Below are 22,090 nucleotides of genomic sequence, written 5' to 3' on the forward strand. Positions count from 1 at the left end.
GGCCGCGCACCAGCTTTCGCGCGGCGATCACCGGGCGCCGCGTCAACCGCGCTCGCCGGGCGCTGCGGCACCGTCGCGAAACCGTCGCCTCACCTATGCGGTGCCGATCGCCCTGCCGGCACCTCCCGCCTCCCCGTTAACCGTGCCTGCCCGCACGGCATCACGCCTTGGCCCGCTTGTTTTCGGCAACGACCTTCTCGGCAAGGTCGCGGGCGATGGCAAAGGCGCCCTTGATCTTGTCGCTGTCCTTGCGCCAGTCGCGCCGAACCACGATCTTGTTGTCCTTGACCTTGGCCAAGCCTTTCTGATCCTTGATGAATTCGACCAACCCCTCGGGCGAGGCGAAGCGGTCATTGTGGAACTGCAGGGTCGCGCCCTTCGGGCCGCCATCCAGCTTGGCGATGCCGGCCTTCTTGCACATGGCCTTGATGCGCACGACCAGCATGAGCGTGTTGACCTCCTTGGGCAGCTTGCCGAAGCGGTCGATGAGCTCGGCGGCGAAGCCCTCCAGCTCAACTTTGCTCTGCAACCCACTGAGTCGCCTGTACAATCCAAGCCGAACATCAAGGTCCGGCACGTAGTCATCCGGGATCAGCACGGGCACGCCCAGATTGATCTGCGGCGCCCATTGCTCATCGGCCCCGCTGAGCCCTTCCATCTCGCCCGCCTTGATCTTGGCGATCGCCTCTTCCAGCATCGATTGGTACAGTTCGTAGCCGACATCACGCATCTGGCCCGACTGTTCCTCGCCCAGCAGGTTGCCCGCCCCGCGGATATCCAGGTCCTGGCTGGCCAGGGTGAACCCCGCCCCCAGCGTGTCGAGGCTGCCCAACACGCGCAGCCGTTTTTCGGCGGCCGGGGTCAACGGCACCCGTGGCTTGGTGGTCAGATAGGCATAAGCCCTTGTTTTCGAACGCCCGACGCGCCCCCTGATCTGGTAAAGCTGGCTCAGCCCGAACATGTCGGCGCGATGGATCACCATCGTGTTCGCGGTCGGGATGTCGAGCCCGGATTCAACGATCGTGGTCGCAAGCAGGACATCGTACTTGCCATCATAAAAGGCGTTCATCCGGTCGTCGAGCTCACGCGCCGCCATCTGGCCATGGGCCACGACATAGGAAACCTCGGGCACCTGCTCGGACAGGAAAGCCTCGATCTCGGGCAAATCCTTGATGCGCGGCACGACGAAGAAACTCTGCCCGCCACGGTAATGCTCCCTTAACAGCGCCTCGCGTACGGTCACGCTGTCAAACTCGCTGACATAGGTGCGAATCGACAACCGGTCGATCGGCGGCGTTCCGATGATGCTCAGATCACGTACGCCGCTCAGGCTCAGTTGCAGGGTCCGCGGGATCGGCGTCGCCGTCAGCGTCAGTACATGCACGTCGCTGCGCAACTGCTTCAGCCGCTCCTTGTGGGTGACACCGAAACGCTGTTCCTCGTCGATGACCAGCAGCCCGAGGTTCTGGAAACGCACGTTCTTGGCCAGCAGCGCATGGGTGCCGACGACGATGTCCACCGTGCCCGTCGCAAGCCCCTCGCGCGTGCGGGCGGCCTCGGTCGCGCCGACGAACCGCGACAGGGGCCGCACCGTGACGGGGAAGCCCCGGAACCGCTCGGCAAAGCTCTGGTAATGCTGGCGGGCCAGCAGCGTGGTCGGCGCGATGACGGCAACCTGTACGCCCTGCATCGCCGCGATGAACGCCGCGCGCATGGCGACTTCGGTCTTGCCGAACCCCACGTCGCCGCAGATAAGACGGTCCATCGGTGTGCCGGCTTCGAGGTCGGCCAGGACGTCCTCGATCGCGCGCAGCTGGTCGTCGGTCTCCTGATAGGGGAAACGGGCCGCGAATTCCTCCCACGCGTGATGCTCGGGGGCCAGAACGGGCGCCTTCCTCAGCTCGCGCTCCGCCGCGATCCGGATCAGCCGGTCCGCCATTTCCCGGATGCGTTCCTTGAGGCGGGCTTTCTTGGCCTGCCATGCCCCGCCGCCCAGCTTGTCCAGCAGGCCTTCCTCGTGGCCGTAGCGGCTCAGCAACTCGATATTCTCGACCGGCAGGTAGAGCTTGGACCCCTCGGCATATTCCAGAAGCAGGCATTCATGCGCCGCGCCCGCCGCAGGAACGACCTCCAGCCCGCGGTAGCGCCCGATCCCGTGGTCAACATGCACCACCAGATCGCCCGGGCTGAGGCTTTGCGCTTCGGTCAGGAAGTTCTCGGCGCGCTTGCGTTTCTTGGGCGCCCGGATCAACCGATCGCCCAGAACGTCCTGTTCGGCGATGACCGTCAGCTCTGGGGCCGCGAAACCGTGGTCGAGCGGCCAGACCGCCAGATGCAACCCGCGTTTGCCGATCCGCGTGGCATCGCCCACCGTCACCGCGCCGTGCAGGCCCTCGTCTTCCAGAAGACCCTCCAGCCGCTCCCGCGCACCTTCGGAATACGCCGCGACCACCACGGGCGCCACCGCGAGACGCGCGTCAATGTGATCTTTCAAAGCACTGAACAGGTTTATGTTTTCCTGTTGGCGCTCGGGGGCGAAATTGCGCCCGATCCTGCCTCCCGCGTCGATCACCCCGGGGCCGGTGGCCTGCGGCAGCGGGTGAAACTGCATCACCCGCCGGTTCGCCACGGCACCTTGCCACGCATCCTCGTCCATGTAGAGCAGCCCCGGCGGCAATGGCTTGTAAAGGGTGTCCTCGCGCGATTTCTGGCTCAACGCGTGACGCCGTGCCTCGTACTGGTCAACGATCGTTTCCCACCGCGCAGCCCGCGTTGCATCGGTTTGGTCATCAAGCGTCACCGTGGCATCGGGCAGATACTCGAAAAGCGTTTCCAGCCTGTCGTGGAAAAAGGGCAGCCAATGCTCGATCCCCTGATGCTTGCGGCCCGCGCTCACCGCCTCGTAAAGCGGGTCATCGGTGCCCGCGGCCCCGAACTCGATGCGGTAATTCTGGCGGAAGCGGCGGATGGCCGCGTCATCGAGGATCACCTCGCTGACCGGGGCCAGCTCTATCCTGTCGAGTTTCTCGGTGGTCCGCTGCGTCGCCGGGTCGAACCGACGCACCCCGTCAAGAACGTCGCCGAACAGGTCCAGCCGCACCGGGCCGGATTTTCCCGGCGGGTAGATGTCGATGATCCCGCCGCGCACCGCGTAATCGCCGGGCTCCGTGACGGTCGGGGCCTGCGCGAACCCCATGCGCACCAGAAAAGCCTTGAGCGCGTCCTCGTCGATGCGTTGATCCACGCTCGCGGTGAACGCGGCCTCGCGCAGCACGTCGCGCGCCGGCACGAACTGCGTCGCGGCATTGAGCGTCGTCAGCAGAACGAACCGTGACGGCCCGTCATGCACCAGCCCGGCCAACGTCGCCATTCGCGCCGCGCTTATGTCAGCGTTGGGCGACACCCGTTCGTATGGCAGGCAATCCCACCCGGGAAATCGCAGAACCGGCACGTCGGGACCAAAGAAACGCAACGATTCAGCCATTGCCGCCAGTCGCTTGTCATCGCGCGCGACATGGATGACCGGCGCATCTGACACGTCCAGTTCCTTGAGAACGAGGCGTGCGTCGTATCCCTCGGGCGCACCACCTGCCACGATTCTATCTGACCTGCTCATGCTGTCCTGTCCGCCGTTCAAAGGGGGCGCGTCATCCACCGAGGACGCCAAGGGTCATGTTCTGCAACATGCCCCACATCGCTGTTACGAAGATCGAGATCACGCCGATCACCTGCGTCACGAGACGGTGGCGGTACATCTGAACGTACAACGCCTCTCCGGAAAGTTCATTCCGCCGGATCAGCCGTGCCGTGCGGACGGTGATCAGCCCCACCAGCGTCATGGGAAATCCGAGCAGGAAAAGCGCCTGCGAGAATTCGTTGCCGTAGACGAAGCCCAGCAGGAGCAGAACCGTCATCAAGAAACAGACAAACGCCGCCAGAAGAAGCCCGGTCTCGTGCGCGATGTAAAGGATGCGATTGACATTGATGCGCACCATCGCCTCGAAATCCGCGATGCTCTCATCCGTCTGCCGCTTCTTCGCCCGCAAGACGAGATCCCACGGGACGCCGAGCACCCAGTGACTGGTCGACGACCACAATACCGCCAGCGCGATCCAGAACCACAGGTTGCTGAAGCTGCGCATGTCGATCAGTTCGAAAACGTTCTGATACCAGTCCACGCCCGGCCCCCGAGTTAGATTGGCGCTCCTATTAACCGCGCCGCCGCGCAATTCCTACCCTTGAGATGGGGGAATTTCCATGCCAGTCATTCGCGACATGTCTCACGAGGGCACGCCATGCAATCCATCCACGCCCCCTTCCCCGCGACACGGCTGCGCCGGACCCGCGCGAACGCGGCCGTTCGCGCGCTCGTCGCCGAGAGCACGCTGTCTCCTGCCGACCTGATCTGGCCCGTTTTCGTGCGCGACGGCCACGACATCGAGGAGCCCGTCCCCTCCATGCCCGGCGTGGTCAGGCGCAGCGTGGACAGGGTCGTCGTCGCCGCGCGCGAGGCCGCCGAACTGGGCATCCCCGCGATCTGCCTTTTCCCGTACACCGAAGCCGCCAGTCGCACCCCTGACTGCGCCGAAGCGTGGAACCCCGACAACCTCTCGAACCGGGCCACGCGCGCCATAAAGGCGGCGGTGCCCGGGATCGCCGTGATGACCGACGTCGCGCTCGACCCCTACTCGGATACCGGGCATGACGGCTTTGTCCGGGATGGCGAGATCGTCAACGACGAAACCGTCGAGGCTTTGGTCAGGCAGGCGCGCGCGCAGGCCGAGGCCGGCGTCGACATCATCGGCCCGTCGGACATGATGGACGGCCGCATCGGCGCCATACGATCAGCGCTCGAGGCTGATGGCCACACAAACGTCCTGCTGCTGTCGTACGCGGCGAAATACGCCAGTGCCTTTTACGGTCCGTTCCGTGATGCCGTCGGCGCCTCCAATGCCCTGAAAGGCGACAAGAAGACGTACCAGATGGATCCGGCGAACACCGACGAGGCGCTGCGCTGCGTTGCGCGCGACCTCAAAGAGGGGGCGGACATGGTCATGGTCAAGCCGGGCATGCCCTATCTCGACATCTGCCGGCGCGTGAAGGACAGTTTCGGCGCCCCGACCTTCGCCTATCAGGTGTCCGGTGAATACGCGATGATCACCGCCGCTGGCGAAAACGGCTGGCTGGACAGGGACCGCGCCATGATGGAAAGCCTCGTGGCGTTCAAGCGTGCGGGCTGTGACGGCGTTCTGACCTATTACGCCCCCGAGGCGGCGCGCATTCTTGGCTGACAGCGGATGGCGGGTTTCCGCGATGTGCCGTGATCGGGCGTGACAGCCCCATCCGGGATTCGTATACTACGGTCAAGTCGCCGCGGGGAAAACCGCGGCAGGATATCAGGCAAGAGACATGGGCAGAACAATGAACAATTTCACACGTCGCGGCTTCACGCTCGCAGCTCTCGCCGGGGCAGGCACTTTGGCCGCCTGCGGCAATGGCGTCGGCACGAACAATGCGCAACGTATCGACGCGCGCGTCGATGCAACGCTGGATCACCTGTATTCCAACTATCCGAACACCCGCAATCTGGCTGACAAATCCACCGGGATCCTTGTCATGCCGCTGATGACCGAGGGCGGTTTTTTCGTCGGCGGCGGCTACGGACGCGGCGCGTTGCGCGTGGGCGGTTCCACTGTCGACTATTACTCGGCCACCAAGGGCAGCGTCGGGTTGCAGATCGGCGCGCAGCAATTCGCGCATGTCCTGTTCTTCATGACGGACGACGCGCTGGCACGTTTCCGCCGGTCCTCGGGGTGGGCCGCCGGCGCGGATATCGAATACGTCTTCAACGATCGCGGTGAGAACATCCGGGCCGAAACCACCACGTCGACCTCGCCGGTCGTGGCGGTCATATTCGGTCAGGCCGGCGCACTGGCCGGCGTTTCGCTCGAGGGCATGAAGTACACGCGCATCATCCCCTGACCGGCCGGACATGACCGTAGCGGTGGGCCCGGGGCTCACCGTCGTGTCAGTTCAGCCTGAACTCGCCTTTCACGTTGCGCCATTCGCCCGCCGAGACCAGTTTTCGGTGAGTGAAGGAAACGGAATGCAGTGGCCCCTCGATTTCACGCTGCCAAAATTCGATGAACTCGAACAGGCGCGGATGATCGGGCGCCAGATCGTAGTCCTGCCACACGAAACTGTTCAGCACATGCGTATAATCCGGCATGTGATAAAAGAACTCTGCCGTGGTCAGGCCATACCCCTTCAGCATCATCTCGGTTTCACTCATTTTCATGGCGATCCTCCTGCTGGACCTCGTTGTTTTCGTCATGGTACCTCACACCATGCTGGCCAAAAATTAACTTTTCAATAAAAACAGTGTGTTAGCACCCCTTCCGCATGGCTGCCAACACATGCTTGCAAGAAGCATTGCACCCAATATCCGCCCTCTGATATATCCTGTGCACCTAGATATGGCGCAACGAGACAGGATCGGCCAACGTGAGCGACACGCCTCAAAACCCTGAAAACCCGGAAGAAATCCAAGGCGGGCCTTCCGCGCATGACGGGCCCTACATCTCTGTCGAAGCCGAGATGAAGGCGTCCTACCTGGACTACGCCATGTCGGTCATCGTGAGCCGTGCGATCCCGGACCTGCGCGACGGCCTGAAACCGGTGCATCGCCGTATCCTCTACGCGATGCACGAAACGGGGAACACTCACGACAAACCTTATCGCAAGTCCGCCCGCCCTGTCGGCGACGTGATGGGGAAGTATCACCCGCACGGAGATTCAGCCATTTACGACGCACTCGTGCGCATGGCACAGGATTTCTCGATGTCACTGCCCCTGCTGGACGGCCAGGGGAATTTCGGGTCCATGGACGGCGACAACCCGGCCGCAATGCGATACACCGAAGTGCGCATGGACAAGCCGGCACAGGCACTGCTGGCCGATATCGAGAAAGACACCGTCGATTTCCAGGACAATTACGACGGCAAGGATCGCGAACCAACCGTCCTGCCCGCGCGCTTTCCCAACATGCTGGTCAACGGGGCCGGCGGTATCGCGGTCGGAATGGCGACCAATATCCCGCCGCACAACCTCGGAGAGATCGCGGATGCTACGTTGGCCCTGATCGAGCAGCCCGATCTGGATAGCGAGCAGCTCATTCAATACGTTCCCGGCCCTGACTTCCCCACCGGGGGGCTGATGCTCGGGCGGTCGGGTGCGCGCAAGGCCTACCTTGAGGGGCGCGGCAGCGTCATCGTTCGGGCCAAAACCCGCATCGAGGAACTGCGCAAGGATCGTTTCGCCATCGTCATCGACGAGGTGCCCTACCAGGTGAACAAGGCCGCGATGATCGAAAAGATCGCGGAAGCCGCCCGTGAGAAACGGATCGAGGGGATCGCCCATGTTCAGGACGAAAGCGACCGAACGGGCGTGCGCGTCGTGGTGGAGCTCAAGCGCGATGCGACCCCGGATGTCGTTCTCAACCAGCTTTACCGCTTCACCCCGATGCAGACAAGCTTCGGCTGCAACATGCTGGCGCTCAACGGCGGCAAGCCCGAGCAGCTGACACTGCGCGGCTTCCTGAGCGCGTTCATCGCCTTCCGCGAGGAAGTCGTCGCGCGGCGCACCGCCCATGACCTGCGCAAGGCGCGCGAGCGCAGCCACGTGCTGTGCGGTCTGGCAGTGGCCGTCTCGAACGTGGACGAGGTCGTGGCGACGATCCGCGCGTCCCGGGATGCCGCGGAAGCACGTGAAAAACTGATGACGCGGCGCTGGCCCGCCGACGATATTCTTGAATATATCGCGCTTATTGACGATCCGACGCACAAGGCAAACGAGGACGGCACCTATAACCTGTCGCAAACGCAAGCCCGCGCGATCCTCGATCTGCGGCTCCAACGCCTGACCCAACTCGGGGTCAGGGAAGTCACCGACGAGCTGCAGGAACTTGCCGGCAAGATCAAGGAATACCTCGCGATTCTCGCATCGCGCGAAAGGATCATGCAAATCATCTCGGAAGAGCTGCGCGACGTGAAAGAGCAGTTCGCCGTTCCACGCCGCACCGAGATCGTCGAGTGGTCGGGCGACATGGAAGACGAGGACCTGATCGAACGCGAAGAGATGGTCGTGACCGTCACGCAGGGCGGCTACATCAAGCGCACGGCCCTTGCCGACTTCCGCGCCCAGAAGCGTGGCGGCAAGGGGCTGTCAGGCATGGCGACCAAGGACGAGGATGTCGTCACGACGCTGTTCGTCGCCAATACCCATACGCCGCTTCTGTTCTTCACCACCGACGGGATGGTCTACAAGCTCAAGACATGGCGGCTGCCGCTCGGCGGGCGCACATCGAAAGGCAAGGCCATCGTCAACATCCTGCCGATCCACCAGGGTGTTTCGATCGCCGCGATCATGCCGGTCGACCGCCCCGAGGATGACTGGCAGGATCTTCAGATCGTGTTCGCGACATCGGCGGGCGACGTGCGCCGGAACGCGCTGTCCGACTTCACCAATGTCAAGCGGAACGGCAAGATCGCGATGGATTTGCCCGAAGGCACCGAGCTGGTGAATGCCCGCATCTGTACCGAGGATGACGACATCATGCTCATCACCAAGTCCGGGCGGGCCATTCGGTTTCCCACGACGGAGGTGCGGGTTTTCAAGGGCCGCAAATCGACGGGCGTACGCGGCATCAGGCTTCAGGACGGCGACAGGGTTGTGTCGATGTCGGTCATACGGCATTTCGACGCAACGCCCGAGGAGCGCGCCGCCTATCTCAAGATGCGCCGCGCCGTTGCCGGCGCTGCCGAGGAAGAGGGATCAGCCGAGGACGACGGCGACACCCGCGCCACCATCGGCACGGAACGGTACGCCGAAATGTCGGCAGCGGAGAACCTGATCCTTACCATCACGTCCAAGGGTACGGGCAAGCTCAGCTCCAGCCATGATTACCCGGTCCGCGGCCGCGGGGGCATGGGGGTACAGGCCACCGACAAGGCACAACGCGGCGGCGCCCTCGTTGCATCCTTTCCCGTCGAGCCCGAAGACCAGATCATGCTGGCCACATCGCGCGGCCAGTCGATCCGGGTCCCGGTACAGGGTATTTCCTTCCGCTCGCGCAGTGCCGGGGGCGTCAAGGTCTTTGACACGCGCGCCGACGAGGAGGTTGTCAGCGTGGCGTGGATCGCGGAGCGCCCGGAAGACGCGGCCATACCCGAAGAGGAATGAGGCCAAAACAACGATTTGCCGCGAATTGGCCCCTTTAGGCCATTGGCGGGTGCGATTTTCGACACATTTCTGAATGAGTGTAAAGCCTGTCCGCAGGACGCGGGCAGGTTGTACGGGTACAGGGCCGCTCCCGGCTCACGGTTTCTGAAGACTACGCTCATGCAGGATAAAAGCCTTGACCACGAACAATGACCGCTGGATCAACCAAACCGGACTGAACCTCATCCGGATCGTCATCGGCTCCTACTTCATGGCCGTCTCGCTGGATCTCGTGATCGGCGTGGACCAAACGATTCTTTTCGCGCCATTCATGTCCGCCGCACTGGCTGACCTCGTCGGCTCGACCTTGATATTCGTTTCAAGCGTGCTGTTCATGACGGGTGTCGCATTGCGGCTGACCTCCCTGTTTCTGGCAATGTTCGTGCTGTGCAGCAGCGTCATCCAGAACTTCATCGTCTTCGAAATGGGCAACCTCTCGGACTTCTGGCGCGATATCGCACTCGTCTGTGCCATTATCCTGAACTACTCCTCCCTGGGACGTCGCGAACTGCGCCGGGCGTCCATCATCGCCCGCCGCACCCGTGTTCAGCAAATGCATTCGCGGCACGGCGTGGCGCCCCGGCGAGTGCGATTGGCGCAAGGCGTCGCCAAGCGGCCACCATCGCACGCGGATCTTGCGGGCCTCCGCCAGTCGGTCGCGACCAAGCCGAAGGAAAAACCCGAGACGGCAACCACGGCAGCACAAGCCAGTGAGCGAGACGGCGAACCGGGCCCGCTGTCGGACAATATTTTCGCGAACGTCTGACGCAGCGGGCAAGGCGATACCGACATGCCCGGTGAAGAAGCGTGCCTGCAAATCTCAGAGCCCTGACAGAACAGCACGCGCCGCGCGCAGGCCGGGCGGTTCTCCCCCGCGTCCCAGCCTGTCCATGGTCTCGCGCATGGCGTTCCGTTGCTCGTCAGGTCTGGACAGAACGTCGAGAACGGCCGGGGCAATCAAGTCGGCGCGGCACCTCTTGCCCAGAAACTCGGGTACCGCGCGCGTTCCGGACACGAGATTGACAAGTGTCAGCGTGTCCACGCGCAGCATCCGGCTGATCAAGACGCGGCTCAGCCAGTTCATGTCGTGGGCGATTACCATCGGCGTGTCCGCCGCCGCCAGTTCCAGCGACACCGTGCCGGAAGCTGCCAGCGCCGCATCGGCGGCTGAGAAGGCGGCACGCTTGTGGCTCGCGGCAAGCTCTGTTGGTAGGGTTGACGGATCGAGCAGAACCGGCGCGCCGGGCCACTCGCGGATACCCTGCCGCACCATCGAAGCAACATTCGCCGTGGTGGGGATCACCGGCCGCAATTCCGGCCGACGCGCCAGCACAGCCGCCACGACTTGCGAGAAAACAGGCATCAGGCGCGTCACCTCGCTTTTCCGCGATCCCGGCAGCACCAGCAGCAGCGGCGAGTCGGCCAAACCGTATGCGCGGCGAAATCCGGCGATTTCCTGCTGGTTCGCCACGGGCTCCGACACGACCGGATGCCCCACGAAATCACAGGCCATGCCCGCCTCGCGCATGTAGGGCGGTTCGAACGGCAGCAGCGCGAGCACATGATCGATGACGCCCGCCATCTTCTCGGCCCGGCGCGGCCGCCACGCCCAGACGGACGGCGCGACATAATGAACGGTGCGTATGTCGCTCGAATTCTTGACCAAACGCGCCACGCGAAGACAGAAATCCGGGCTGTCTATGGTGATCAGAACGTCCGGACGGTCGGACAGAACGGCCGCCGCGGCCTCGTGAAGGCGGCGCCGCAAGTGCGGATAGCGCGGCAGCACCTCGGCCAGCCCCATGACCGACAGATCCTCCATCGGGAAAAGACTCTCGAGCCCCTCCGCCTGCATAAGGGGGCCGCCAATGCCCGAGAACGTCACGTCGGCAAGGCTTTTCAGGCCAGCCATCAGCGATGCGCCGAGACGGTCACCCGAGGCTTCGCCGGCGATCAGGAAAACCCGCATCAGGTTCTCCGCGCGGCGAGGAACAGCCCGGTATCACCGAGCGCGTCGGTCACTTCTTCGCGGTTCAGGATCATCACCCGCTGGGGTTCCACGATGATGCCTGCTAGCCCCGCGCGGGCGGTCGCAATCACTGTTTCCGGACCTATGCCGGGCATGTCGATACGCAGATCCTGCCCGGTTTTGGCGGCCTTGACCAACACGCCGGGCGCTTTCGGGCGCTGCAACGGCGGCGTTGATGCAACGAACCGCAGCAAAGCGTCGGTGCCCTGCATCGTTTCGATGCCAAGGCACTGCCCGCCGGCCACCACGCAGGCCTGCCCGATGTCCAGCGGCGACAATGCCGCAAGGATCGACCGCGCGCGTGCCGCATCGGACATGTCCGCGTCGGATGGCGAGCCGCCGATTTCAAACGCGTGCCCCGCCGTCAGCCCCGGGCAAACCTCATGCGCCCCGACAACCTTGAAACCCTGTTCCTCGAATACCGCGATGACAAGCCGCAGCAGGGCGTCATCCCCCCCGGACATTGCCGCGGCGAGTCGCGGCGCGACAGCCGCCATGCCCGAATCGAAAGCCGAAGGATCGAGTGGCGGTCGCGCAAGCCCGCCGGCGAACACGACACGCTCCACGCTGTTCTCCCGCAGGAAGGCCCACAAGGCGCCGAGCTTTTCAAACCGGAATTCATGCACGTCACCCGGTAATTCGTTCGGGACACCGGCGAAGCCAATTTTCAACGCGCCGGGATTCGCCTTGGCGATTTCCACCGGCAGAGCGCCGCTGCAGGCCAGTATTGCCAACCGTCCGGCCATCACGCTCAATCCGTGCCGGGCGTCAGGAAGGAACGGTCGCTGGCGGCGGTCACGAAATCGACGATATGGCGCACGTAATCGCTCTCGGTCTCTTCGCCCAATCGGCGGGCGCGATCCTGGAACGCCCCCTCGCCCTGCGCGAGCATCTGGAACGCGGCGCGCAGCGCCGTGATATCCGCGCGCTTCACGCCGCGACGCTTCAGCCCCACGAGATTGAGACCGTCAAGCCCGCCGCGCGGCGCCTGAACAAGGCCGTAAGGGATCACGTCATTCGTCACCATGGTCACGGCGCCGATTATGGCCCCGCGGCCGATACGGACGAATTGATGCACGCCGGAAAGCCCGCCGATGATGACATCGTCCTCGATCATGCAATGACCGGCCAGCGCGGCATTGTTGACGATGATGACCCGATTTCCCAATTGCACGTCATGGGCCACGTGGCACCCCGCCATGAAAAGCCCATCGTCGCCGATGCGGGTCACGCCACCACCGCCCTCGGTGCCGCAGTTCATCGTCACATGTTCGCGAATACGGGTCCGCGCTCCGATCTCGAGCCGCGTTTCCTCGCCCCTGAATTTCAAATCCTGGGGAACCTCGCCAATACAGGCAAAGGGGAAGATGATACTGCCGGCGCCGATACTTGTTTGCCCCGTCACCACGACATGCGATTTCAGCTCGACACCGTCGCCAAGCCGCACGTTTTCCGTGACGTGGCAAAAGGGGCCTATCGTGCACCCCTGCCCCAGTTCCGCGCCGCGCTCCACGACGGCGGAGGGATGAACGAATGTATCGCCCTGATCGCTCATCGCCTTACTCCGCAGGCAGGTCCATCATGGCCGAGAACTCCGCCTCGGCGGCCATTTCTCCGCCGACCTCGGCCAGACCGCTGAATTTCCAGACCTTGCCGCCCGGCTTGCCACGGATGGTCTCCAAGCGCATTTCCAGAACGTCGCCCGGGGTTACCATGCGCCGGAACTTGGCCTTGTCGATGGCCATGAAATAGACCAGCATGTTGCGGTCCTCCATGCCGAGCGCCGTTCCGACCATGACAGCCGCCGTTTGCGCCATGGCCTCCACGATCGTCACGCCCGGCATGATCGGTTTCGAGGGAAAATGCCCCTGGAAGTGCGGCTCGTTCATCGTGACGTTCTTGATGCCACGGGCCTTTTGATAGCCGTCAATATCCTCGACCCTGTCGACCAGCAGGAAGGGATAGCGATGCGGTATAAGCCGCTGTATCATATGGATATCCGCGGATTTCAGCGGCGCGTTCATGGGCGTTCCTCTTGTTCGTGGCTCGGCGTGTCCTAGCAAGTGGCGGCAGACACGGCAAGGCGGCCTAGTCCTGTTCGCGTCCTGACCCGTCACCGCCCCCGTTTCGGGCCGGCGCCTTCGCGCCTATCTCGGCATCGATCCGGCGGATCGCCGTCTCGGTGATGTCCACCACGTCCGCACGTAACAACACGCTTCGGGAATCGAGTATGACGACCCCGCTGCCGTCGCGCAGAATGTCGATCAGAACCGGTTCGACCTGGCGCATGAAACGGGCCGGGGCAAGTTCCCGCCTGCGTTCAAGATCACGCGCCCGCCGATCGCTTTCGGTGCGGATCCGTTGCACCTTCTCGTCAAAGGCATCGGCCATCTCGCGGAATTCTTCCGGCGTCGTTTCGGCGCGTTTCTCCGTGAGTTCCTTTTCTTCCGCCTCCAATGCCGCTTCCAGCTTGCGATTGCGCGCGATCAGTGCTTCGCGCTCTTCCTGAAAGTCCGACATCATGCTCTGGCCGAGGCGCGTCTCCTCGAACAGGCGCTCCGGATCCAGCACCAGGACGTCGCTTTGCACAACGCCCAAGCTTTGCGCCTGAGCAATCGGCGCGTGAAGACATGTGAGCGCCAGGACAAACAGCAGGCGCAGCACGGGGAATGACATCAGAACTCCGTTCTGACGGTGAGGTCGAAGTTCTGCTCGATATCACCCGGCTCGCTCTTGAGAGGCGCCGAGAAATTCATGCGCAACGGCCCGAAAGGCGACTCCCAGAAGATCGAGAAGCCGATCACGTGACGGTCCTCGAAACCGGTGGAGGCGACAGCACCCGTCGCGTTCGTCGTATCAACGTCCCAGATGGCGCCTATGTCGTAGAACGCACCGCCCGAAATTCCGTATTCCTCGGGCAGACCAAGCGGGAACTCCGCCTCGAATTTCATGGCCGCGAAATAATTGCCGCCCAGATGCTCGTTGCCTTCGGTCGGGCCAAGTCCGTTCGGCTGGAACCCGCGCATGATCCGTCGCGTGTACCGGTTGATGGCGCGGCTGCTCTGACCGTTGCGGAAATCGATGGCACCACCCTCCAGAATGGCGCGCAGGGTGACGTCCTCGTTCAGCACGGTTGTTTGACCGACGACCCGCGCCGACGTCTTGATATAATCCAGGTCACCGCCAAGCCCCGCGAATTCCTGCCCGAAGGACAAGAGCACACCGGAATCGGGATTCAAGCCACTACGCCGCGTATCATAGCTGTACTCGTAGCCCAGCCCGGACGACCACCGCTCACCCTGTGCAACTTCGGACGTCAGGATCCCCGACGTCCCGTTATAATTGTCCATGTCCTGATACTGGGCATTGTAGAACAGGCCCAGCCGGCTGTTGTCCCCAAGGGGGAAATCAAGGCTGGGCCGGAACACGCCCGTTGTCGTGTCGAAGAGGCTGTTATCGTCATCGGTCTCGATAAGAGAGAATTGCAGACCCAGCCCGACATCCCGCGCGAGGAATGCCGGCTCCTTGAAGCGAAGGTTGTAGTTGGCATTCTCTTCGCTTGCCAGGATCGACGCGGTCACAGATTGACCCCGGCCCAGAAAGTTACGTTCGCTGAAGCCCAACTGGATACCCAGCCCCTGGTCCGTGGAGAAGCTCGCACCGACACTCACTGACCCGGTGGTGGTTTCCTCGACATTCACGTCCACCACGACCTGATCGGGGCGCGACCCTTCGCGCGCCGTCACGTCGGCCTCGGAAAAGAACCCCAGGGCCCTGATGCGCTCCGCCGCTTCGCGGATTTGCCGCGGGTTGAACGGGTCCCCCTCGACAACGTCGAATTGCCGACGGATCACGCGATCGAGGGTCGTCGTGTTGCCCTCGATATCGATCCGTTCGACGAAAACGCGATCACCACGCACCAAGGCGAACTCGACATCCAGCGTGAGATCGCGGTCATTCCGCGTGATGCGCGGTTCGACACGGAGGAAATCGACACCCTGCTTGATCGCCAGCCGCTCCATCCGGGCAATCGAGTTCTCGACATGCGTGGGCGAATAGACCTTGCCGGACTTGATCTTGAGAACGTCTTGATACGCGTCGGCGTCCGCTTCGGGTATCTCGCTGACGGTGGTGATGTCACCGAAACGGAATTGCTGCCCTTCCTGAATGTTGAAGGTAATGAAATACGCGTCGCGTTCCCGGGTCAGCTCGGCGTTGGTGCCCGTGACCCGAAAGTCCACGTAGCCGCGCGATTGATAGAAATCTGTCAGCACCTGTTCGTCAAAGCGCAGCCTGTCCTCGACAAACGTGTCGCGTTCGATGATGGCGCGCAGCAATCCGGCCTGCTTGCTTTCGATCGCACGACGCAACCGCCTGTCCGAGAACGCCTTGTTTCCCACGAACCCGATGCGTTGAACCTCGATCTTCTTGCCCTCGAAGATCTCGAAGATGAGATCGACGCGATTTTCGCTGCGACGGATGACCTTTGGCGTGACACGTGCGGAAACGCGACCGTTCTGCACGTAGGCCTCGGTGATGGTTGCCGCGTCGCGTTCGGCCTTCGTCGGGCTGAAAACCTGTCTTGAACGGCTTTCGATGAACCCTTCCAGTTCATCATCCTTCAGCCGGTTGTTGCCCTCGAACGCGATACGATTGATCGTGGGGTATTCCGCGACCTCGATGTACAGCCTGTTGCCGCGCGGCTCCACCGTGACGGATTCGAACAGGCCACTTCCGAGAATACGCTGGTAGGCATCGTTCAGCTCGCCGGCGGTCACTGTTTCGCCACGCGCGATACCGGCGTAGTTGAGGATCGTTCCCGGCTCGATCCGTTGATTGCCCTCGATCGTGACCGATGTGAAGCGATAGTTTTGTGCCTCGAGCTCAGCCGGCAGCGCGAGTCCCACGAGGACGGCCACGAGCCAGAGAAACCGCCGCAGAACTTCACGTTCACAGGTCGCTGCCGCGTGGCGCAGCCCCTGTCCCCTAGCGTCACTATCCATTGGCCAAACCTAATCAGACATCCCAGTATGGACGTCAGTAACCCGTCTTAAATGGCTTGTCAAAACGCCAATGACGGAGCACCCATGCGCCGTCATCGCGGACAATCGCGCGGGCCGGTCCGCGTCAATGCCTGCCGGACATCAAGGAATTTACAGTGACGCGATGAAGGCCGCGAAAAGCAGGGCGGCAAGGATTGCCCCCGTGAAAATCAGGCGATCGCGATTGATATCAACGATCAGGCTCACGCTGCGGTATCCGTTTGCGATATGGTTCATCGTCATGCTCTGTCGTTAGGGACACCCTGACGATGCGAAACCATTACGGCATCATTGGGAACAAGAAATGGGCAAGATCGTGACGCGGCTCACGGGCACAAAATATCGTTGGCCAAGGCGAAAACCATCAACGACAGGACAAGCACCAGCCCCACCGTCGTGAAGAAGCTCAGGGCCGCATCACTCGGCTTGCGTCCCGACACCGCCTCGTAGGCGTAAAACACCAGGTGCCCGCCATCCAGAACCGGGACTGGAAACAGGTTCAGAAGCCCGACGGCCGTGGACAGGAACGCGATGAATACGATGAAGCTCTCCGCCCCTTGACTGGCCATCGCGCCCGACACCTCCGCGATGCCGATTGGACCGGACATGTTGCAGCTGCTGATCGCGCCGGTGATCATGTGATACAGGCCCGACAACGTGTTCTCGATCACGCCCCATGTCCGCGCGACGCCGCCCGCCAACGCCGCACCCGGGCCCAACGTCTCGGTCGCCGGCTCGAACGCGAAGTCACCGGCGATACCGATGCGCCATTCGGTCCGGAACCCGCCATCCGGCAATGGTTCGTCGACCCGGCGGGGTGACAGCGCAAAGTCCAGCCTTTCGCCATCACGCCAGACTCCGAGGTCCAGCACCCGCCCGTCAGAGGCCTCGACGATTTCCTTGAGTTCCGCGAAGGATGCGATCGGCTCGCCATCAACCGAAACGACAACGTCCCCGGGCTTCATGTCGATCTCGTATGCCGCGGATTGCGGCGCCAGCCGTTCGACACGCGGCGGCATCGGGTACGGCCCCGTGACATCGACAACCCGGCCCGCGCGCGCCACCGTGTACGGCAGCGCACGCTCACGCGGCAGGGAGGTGACGAAGTCGTCAAAGCTCTGCCCGTCATCGAGCGCCGGAACCTCGCGCCCCGCGATGCTCAGCAACTCGTCGCCCGGTTCCAGGGTTATGCCCTCGACCGGCAGGGGTTTCAATTCGCCAACGGTCAGCGGCTCGGCCATCCGGCCCTGCGTCATCATGACCGCGGCGAAAACGAGGATGGACAGGATGAAATTGAACACGGGGCCGGCCGCCACCGTCGCCGTCCGGGCCCAAAGTGGCGCCCCGGCCATGGTGTGGCGCTGCATCTCCGGCGGCATTTGCGCCACGGCCTCGTTCGGACCGGCGCTCGCGGCATTGCCATCCCCGAGGAATTTCACGTACCCGCCGAACGGCAGAAGCGCGAATTGCCACTGTGTTCCATGGCGGTCCCGTCGGGACCAGAGAACAGGGCCGAACCCGAGCGAAAACACTTCGGCCTTGATACCGGACAGCCTGCCGATGATGTAATGGCCGTATTCATGTATCGCCACGATGACCGACAACGCGACCACGAAGGCAACCAAAGTCATGAAAAGCCCGCCGAATTGCGGAACAAGCGCCGATATATCCAAACCTAAACCCTGTTTTTCTGCTGTCCTGCCACCAGATCATCGACAAGCTGCCGCGATACATGGTCTGCCCTGCCGACCGTATCAAGAGTGATATCGGCATCAATGAGACCGGTGTCGGACGAAACCTTGTCGAGCACCGCTTCGACCACGTCCGCCATGTCCGTGAATCGAACCCGCCCGGCCATGAAGTGGTCCAGAGCACGCTCCTTGGCCGCGTTGAAGACCGCCCCGCTCAGCCCGCGCCTGTGCATGACATCACGTGCAAGCGCAAGCGCCGGATACCGCTGCGCGTCCGGCGCATGGAAGTTCAGTTGCCCCTGTCGCGCAAGGTCCATGATCCCGACAGGCACCTCCTGTCGTTGGGGCCAATGCAGCGCGTACCCGATCGGGTGACGCATGTCCGGCGCGCCCAGATGCGCGATGAAGCCGCCATCACAGAACCCCACCATCGCGTGCACGACCGACTCGGGATGCACCAGCACCTCGATCTGGTCAGGCGCGAAACCGAAGAACTCGCGCGCCTCGATCATTTCAAGCGCCTTGTTGAACATCGATGCCGAATCGATCGTGATCCGCTGCCCCATGTCCCAGTTGGGATGCCGGGACGCCTGCGCCACGGTCGCTCCGGCGAGGTCCTCGATCGGCCAGTCGCGGAAAGCACCGCCAGACGCCGTTATGATGACCCTTTCGACCGCGGCCGTATCCTCGCCGACAAGGGCCTGGAAAATCGCGGAGTGTTCGCTGTCAACAGGCAGTATGCGCGCCTCGTTCAGCCGGGCCGTCCGCATCAGCAGCGACCCCGCAGCGACCAGCGATTCCTTGTTGGCCAAGGCCAGCGTGGCCCCCTGCTCGAGCGCCGCAAGGCCAGGGGGCAGCCCCGCCACGCCCACGATGGCCGACATGACCCACTGCGCAGGGCGTGACGCGGCCTCTTGCAGGGCGGCCGGCCCGGCTGCCGCCTCCACGCCGCTGCCGTCCAGCGCACGCTTGAGATCCTCGTACCGCGCCTCATCCGCCGTGACCGCGATCTCGGCCCCAAGCTCCTTCGCGTCGCGCGCCAGCTGCGCGATGTTCTGCCCGCCCGTGAGCGCGACGACCTCGAACTTGCTGCGTTCCCGCCGCAACAGGTCGATCGTGTTCTGGCCGATGGAGCCCGTGGCCCCCAGGATGGAAATACGCTTCATGTCGCTCCAGGTAGAATACCGAACGTCCAGGTGATGAACACCAAGATAGCTGCCGCCAGCATCGCGTCGAACCGGTCCAACAGCCCCCCATGCCCGGGGATGAGCCCCGAACTGTCCTTCACTCCCTGCCGACGCTTTACCGCGCTTTCCCCGATATCTCCCAACTGGCCGGCCAGGGCGACCACGATGGACAGCGGCACCAGCATCGCACCGGCGTCGAGAGGCGCGGCCAAGAACGCGCCCACCACGCCACCGCCCAGCCAACCGGCGACGGTGCCCGACCATGTCTTCTTCGGGCTGAGCCGGGGCCAGAACTTGGGCCCGCCAAAGCTGCGCCCGGCGAAATAACCGGCAACGTCGGAGACCACGACAACCAGCACGAGCCAGACCATCCACGCAAACCCCAACCCCGCGCGCAAAACAAGGAATGCCGCGCAGCCCGCGATGATCCAGACCGCGAACGCCGCATATGTCCCCTTTTCGCGCGGCGCCTGGGTCGCGCCTGTCAGGGCGGCGGCAAGGATCACCGGCAGGCTCGCCACAGGGGGGAGAACGGCAACGATGGCCACCGAGACACCGGCCAGGACCGCGACGCCGATCGGACTTGGCAGCGCGAACATGCGCGCGGCCTCCCAGATCATGACGCCGCACAGGATCGACAGCGCCCCCGCAAAGACCCAGCCCCCCTGCCAGACCATCGCGATCCCGGCGAACGCGATGACGACACCCGAAACCAGACGCGGCGCCAGATCGGCCCAACGGGCGCCGTCATTCATGCCGTTACCGCGCCGAAACGCCTGTCGCGCGCGCCGTAGCCGCGCAATACAGCGGTGAATATCTCGCGCGTGAAGTCCGGCCAAAGCGTGTCGATGAACTCGTATTCGGCATACGCGGACTGCCACAGCAGGAAATTGGAAATCCGCGCCTCGCCCGACGTGCGAATCACGAGGTCCGGGTCCGGCAAGACGCAGGTATCAAGGTACTTGGGCAACGTCTCGACATCCACGTCAGACGGGTCAAGCCGCCCCTCTGCCACGTCCCGTGCCAAGCGTTGCGTCGCCCGCGACACCTCGTCCCGGCCGCCGTAATTGAGCGCGATCGTGAGGTTCGTGCCGGTACAATGCCGGGTCATTTCCTCGGCCTCGTCCATGAGCGCACGTAGCTTCGCATCAAGGCGCGGCCGATCCCCGATGAAGCGCACGCGCACGTTTTCCTTAACGAACTCCTGCATCTCTTTCATGATGTAGCGGCGGAAAAGGCTCATCAATCCAGCGACCTCGGTCTGGGTCCGGCGCCAGTTCTCGGTGGAAAAGGCGAATATCGTCAGGTACTTGACGCCAAGTGCCGGGCATGCGCTGACAACTTCGCGCACGCGCCGCGCGCCGGCATGATGGCCGAAAAGGCGCGGACGACCGCGCGCTTGCGCCCACCGCCCGTTACCATCCATGATGATCGCCACGTGGCGCGGCCCGCCCGGCTTGGCCGTTGTCTTTCCCATCGTGGCGCTCCCGGTCATCAGACCTGCATGATCTCGGCTTGCTTGCCGTCCAACGCCTCGTCGACCGACGCGATGAACTTGTCCGTCATTTCCTGCACTTCGTTTTCCCAGAATTTCTGGTCATCTTCAGACAGGCCGTCCGCCTTTGCCTTCTTGATCCGGTCCATCCCGTCACGGCGGACATTCCGAATGGCAACACGGGCATGTTCCGCATACTGCGCCGCGACCTTGGTCAATTCCTTGCGGCGTTCCTCGTTCAGCTCGGGGATGGGCAGCATGATGATCGTGCCATTGAGTTGCGGATTGATTCCGAGCCCGCTTTCGCGGATGGCCTTTTCCACCTTCCCGACCAGCGACTTGTCCCACACGTTGATCGTCACCATGCGCGGTTCCGGCACGTTGACCGTGCCGACCTGGTTGATCGGTGTCATCTGCCCGTAGGCCTCCACCTGGACGGGCTCCAGCATGCTCGCCGAGGCGCGGCCGGTCCTGAGCGACGCGAATTCCGACTTGAGCGAATTCATCGCCCCGTCCATGCGCCGTTGCAGATCGTCGGTGTCCAGTTCGAAATCATCAGCCATGTCTTGTCCTTCTTGCGGCTGCCGTGCCTTGGCCCCTTTTTAGCTTCAAGCGCGTACCGTTGTATAGGTACCGTCACCAGCCAGTATACTCCGGAACCCACCGGGTTCGTCGAGGCTGAAGACAATGATCGGCAGATTGTTGTCACGTGCCAGCGCGATCGCGCTGGCATCCATCACCTTGAGATGCTGTGCAAGCACCTCGTCATAGGTCACCTCCTCGAACCGCTTGGCATCCGCGTGGCGCACGGGGTCCTTGTCATAGACGCCATCGACCTTGGTGCCCTTCAGGATCGCCTCACAGGTCATTTCGTTGGCGCGCAGCGTGGCGGCGGTGTCTGTCGTGAAATAGGGGTTCCCGGTACCCGCCGCGAAGATGCACACGCGTTTCTTTTCAAGGTGCCGCACCGCGCGGCGGCGAATGTAGGGCTCGGCGACCTCGTCCATCCGGATCGCGCTGATGACCCGGCAGAAAACGCCCCGTTTTTCCAATGCGCTTTGCATCGCCAAGGCGTTCATGACCGTCGCCAGCATGCCCATGTAATCCGCGGTGGTACGCTCCATCCCCTGTGCTGATCCTTGCAGGCCGCGAAAAATGTTACCGCCGCCGATGACCATGCAGATCTCGACACCCAGCTCGTGTACCGATTGTACCTCGCGGGCGATACGTTCAACCGTCGGCGGATGCAGCCCGTATCCTTGGTCCCCCATCAGAGCTTCCCCCGAGATCTTGAGCAAAACCCTGTTGAACATGGGTTGAGGGGAACTCGTGTCCGACATCGGGTGATCTCCGTTACAGCGGCCGCC

The 22,090-nt window shown here is 63.1% G+C and carries 20 protein-coding genes; 4 read left to right on the forward strand and 16 right to left on the reverse strand.

Annotation, left to right across the window (positions count from 1 at the left end):
* Positions 1-160: 160 nt before the first annotated feature.
* Together mfd and ACH107_RS09050 are read right to left on the reverse strand one after the other, a co-directional pair.
* Positions 161-3,616: a transcription-repair coupling factor gene (mfd, locus tag ACH107_RS09045; RefSeq protein ID WP_412505546.1), complete on the reverse strand. Its 3,456-nt coding sequence runs from the start codon at positions 3,614-3,616 to the stop codon at positions 161-163.
* Positions 3,617-3,647: 31 nt separating this feature from the next.
* On the reverse strand, positions 3,648-4,178 hold the full coding sequence (locus ACH107_RS09050; RefSeq protein ID WP_412505547.1) for a component of SufBCD complex: 531 nt from the start codon (positions 4,176-4,178) through the stop codon (positions 3,648-3,650).
* Positions 4,179-4,295: 117 nt separating this feature from the next.
* On the opposite strand from ACH107_RS09050, the gene hemB reads away from it, so the two are divergent.
* Positions 4,296-5,291, forward strand: coding sequence for a porphobilinogen synthase (hemB, locus tag ACH107_RS09055; protein ID WP_412505548.1), 996 nt, complete (start codon positions 4,296-4,298; stop codon positions 5,289-5,291).
* Between the two features lie 130 nt (positions 5,292-5,421).
* Positions 5,422-5,982, forward strand: coding sequence for a YSC84-related protein (locus tag ACH107_RS09060; protein WP_412505549.1), 561 nt, complete (start codon positions 5,422-5,424; stop codon positions 5,980-5,982).
* A gap of 46 nt (positions 5,983-6,028) precedes the next feature.
* Here ACH107_RS09060 and ACH107_RS09065 read toward each other — a convergent pair whose 3' ends face one another.
* Complete coding sequence (locus ACH107_RS09065) at positions 6,029-6,298, reverse strand: usg protein (protein WP_412505550.1); 270 nt, start codon at positions 6,296-6,298, stop codon at positions 6,029-6,031.
* A 206-nt stretch (positions 6,299-6,504) separates the two neighbouring features.
* On the opposite strand from ACH107_RS09065, the gene gyrA reads away from it, so the two are divergent.
* Positions 6,505-9,240 (forward strand): DNA gyrase subunit A, encoded by a 2,736-nt coding sequence (gyrA, locus tag ACH107_RS09070; RefSeq protein WP_412505551.1) that lies wholly within the window; start codon positions 6,505-6,507, stop codon positions 9,238-9,240.
* A 175-nt stretch (positions 9,241-9,415) separates the two neighbouring features.
* Positions 9,416-10,045 (forward strand): hypothetical protein, encoded by a 630-nt coding sequence (locus ACH107_RS09075; RefSeq protein WP_412505552.1) that lies wholly within the window; start codon positions 9,416-9,418, stop codon positions 10,043-10,045.
* Between the two features lie 54 nt (positions 10,046-10,099).
* On the opposite strand, the gene lpxB is transcribed toward ACH107_RS09075, so the two are convergent.
* The 13 genes from lpxB to pyrH all read right to left on the reverse strand — a co-directional run bounded on the left by lpxB (position 10,100) and on the right by pyrH (position 22,063).
* Entirely contained in the window at positions 10,100-11,248 is a 1,149-nt protein-coding gene (gene lpxB, locus ACH107_RS09080) for a lipid-A-disaccharide synthase (protein ID WP_412505553.1), read from the reverse strand.
* Complete coding sequence (locus ACH107_RS09085) at positions 11,248-12,054, reverse strand: LpxI family protein (protein ID WP_412505583.1); 807 nt, start codon at positions 12,052-12,054, stop codon at positions 11,248-11,250. The genes lpxB and ACH107_RS09085 overlap by 1 nt, the downstream gene beginning before the upstream one ends.
* Before the next feature lie 5 nt (positions 12,055-12,059).
* Positions 12,060-12,863, reverse strand: a complete 804-nt coding sequence (gene lpxA / locus ACH107_RS09090) for an acyl-ACP--UDP-N-acetylglucosamine O-acyltransferase (RefSeq protein WP_412505554.1) — start codon at positions 12,861-12,863, stop codon at positions 12,060-12,062.
* Positions 12,864-12,867: 4 nt separating this feature from the next.
* Positions 12,868-13,332 carry a 3-hydroxyacyl-ACP dehydratase FabZ gene (gene fabZ, locus ACH107_RS09095; protein WP_412505555.1) on the reverse strand — a complete coding sequence of 155 codons (465 nt, stop codon included), beginning with the start codon at positions 13,330-13,332 and terminating at the stop codon, positions 12,868-12,870.
* A 64-nt stretch (positions 13,333-13,396) separates the two neighbouring features.
* Positions 13,397-13,972: an OmpH family outer membrane protein gene (locus tag ACH107_RS09100; RefSeq protein ID WP_412505556.1), complete on the reverse strand. Its 576-nt coding sequence runs from the start codon at positions 13,970-13,972 to the stop codon at positions 13,397-13,399.
* An 11-nt stretch (positions 13,973-13,983) separates the two neighbouring features.
* Complete coding sequence (bamA, locus tag ACH107_RS09105) at positions 13,984-16,311, reverse strand: outer membrane protein assembly factor BamA (RefSeq protein WP_412505557.1); 2,328 nt, start codon at positions 16,309-16,311, stop codon at positions 13,984-13,986.
* Positions 16,312-16,461: 150 nt separating this feature from the next.
* A complete protein-coding gene (locus ACH107_RS09110) occupies positions 16,462-16,587 on the reverse strand; it encodes a hypothetical protein (protein ID WP_412505558.1) in 126 nt (41 codons plus the stop codon).
* 89 nt (positions 16,588-16,676) lie between these two features.
* Entirely contained in the window at positions 16,677-18,023 is a 1,347-nt protein-coding gene (gene rseP, locus ACH107_RS09115; protein WP_412505559.1) for an RIP metalloprotease RseP, read from the reverse strand.
* 2 nt (positions 18,024-18,025) lie between these two features.
* Positions 18,026-19,207, reverse strand: a complete 1,182-nt coding sequence (dxr, locus tag ACH107_RS09120; protein ID WP_412505560.1) for a 1-deoxy-D-xylulose-5-phosphate reductoisomerase — start codon at positions 19,205-19,207, stop codon at positions 18,026-18,028.
* A complete protein-coding gene (locus ACH107_RS09125; protein WP_412505561.1) occupies positions 19,204-19,983 on the reverse strand; it encodes a phosphatidate cytidylyltransferase in 780 nt (259 codons plus the stop codon). Before ACH107_RS09125 ends, dxr begins: the two co-directional genes overlap by 4 nt.
* Positions 19,980-20,705: an isoprenyl transferase gene (locus ACH107_RS09130; protein WP_412505562.1), complete on the reverse strand. Its 726-nt coding sequence runs from the start codon at positions 20,703-20,705 to the stop codon at positions 19,980-19,982. The genes ACH107_RS09125 and ACH107_RS09130 overlap by 4 nt, the downstream gene beginning before the upstream one ends.
* A gap of 17 nt (positions 20,706-20,722) precedes the next feature.
* The gene (gene frr / locus ACH107_RS09135; RefSeq protein ID WP_412505563.1) at positions 20,723-21,286 is read right to left on the reverse strand and encodes a ribosome recycling factor; all 564 of its coding nucleotides are present in this window, start codon (positions 21,284-21,286) and stop codon (positions 20,723-20,725) included.
* A 45-nt stretch (positions 21,287-21,331) separates the two neighbouring features.
* Entirely contained in the window at positions 21,332-22,063 is a 732-nt protein-coding gene (gene pyrH, locus ACH107_RS09140; RefSeq protein ID WP_412505564.1) for a UMP kinase, read from the reverse strand.
* Positions 22,064-22,090: the final 27 nt, after the last annotated feature.

This window comes from Roseovarius halophilus (ex Wu et al. 2025), from assembly GCF_047086965.1.

Excerpts from the sequence above, each read along its gene's own strand:
- mfd (WP_412505546.1), bottom strand. The coding sequence starts at position 3,616 with ATGAGCAGGTCAGATAGAATCGTGGCAGGTGGTGCGCCCGAGGGATAC.
- hemB (WP_412505548.1), top strand. The coding sequence starts at position 4,296 with ATGCAATCCATCCACGCCCCCTTCCCCGCGACACGGCTGCGCCGGACC.
- ACH107_RS09060 (WP_412505549.1), top strand. The coding sequence starts at position 5,422 with ATGAACAATTTCACACGTCGCGGCTTCACGCTCGCAGCTCTCGCCGGG.
- ACH107_RS09065 (WP_412505550.1), bottom strand. The coding sequence starts at position 6,298 with ATGAAAATGAGTGAAACCGAGATGATGCTGAAGGGGTATGGCCTGACC.
- lpxB (WP_412505553.1), bottom strand. The coding sequence starts at position 11,248 with ATGCGGGTTTTCCTGATCGCCGGCGAAGCCTCGGGTGACCGTCTCGGC.
- ACH107_RS09085 (WP_412505583.1), bottom strand. The coding sequence starts at position 12,054 with ATGGCCGGACGGTTGGCAATACTGGCCTGCAGCGGCGCTCTGCCGGTG.
- lpxA (WP_412505554.1), bottom strand. The coding sequence starts at position 12,863 with ATGAGCGATCAGGGCGATACATTCGTTCATCCCTCCGCCGTCGTGGAG.
- fabZ (WP_412505555.1), bottom strand. The coding sequence starts at position 13,332 with ATGAACGCGCCGCTGAAATCCGCGGATATCCATATGATACAGCGGCTT.
- bamA (WP_412505557.1), bottom strand. The coding sequence starts at position 16,311 with ATGGATAGTGACGCTAGGGGACAGGGGCTGCGCCACGCGGCAGCGACC.
- ACH107_RS09110 (WP_412505558.1), bottom strand. The coding sequence starts at position 16,587 with ATGAACCATATCGCAAACGGATACCGCAGCGTGAGCCTGATCGTTGAT.
- dxr (WP_412505560.1), bottom strand. The coding sequence starts at position 19,207 with ATGAAGCGTATTTCCATCCTGGGGGCCACGGGCTCCATCGGCCAGAAC.
- ACH107_RS09125 (WP_412505561.1), bottom strand. The coding sequence starts at position 19,983 with ATGAATGACGGCGCCCGTTGGGCCGATCTGGCGCCGCGTCTGGTTTCG.
- ACH107_RS09130 (WP_412505562.1), bottom strand. The coding sequence starts at position 20,705 with ATGGGAAAGACAACGGCCAAGCCGGGCGGGCCGCGCCACGTGGCGATC.
- frr (WP_412505563.1), bottom strand. The coding sequence starts at position 21,286 with ATGGCTGATGATTTCGAACTGGACACCGACGATCTGCAACGGCGCATG.
- pyrH (WP_412505564.1), bottom strand. The coding sequence starts at position 22,063 with ATGTCGGACACGAGTTCCCCTCAACCCATGTTCAACAGGGTTTTGCTC.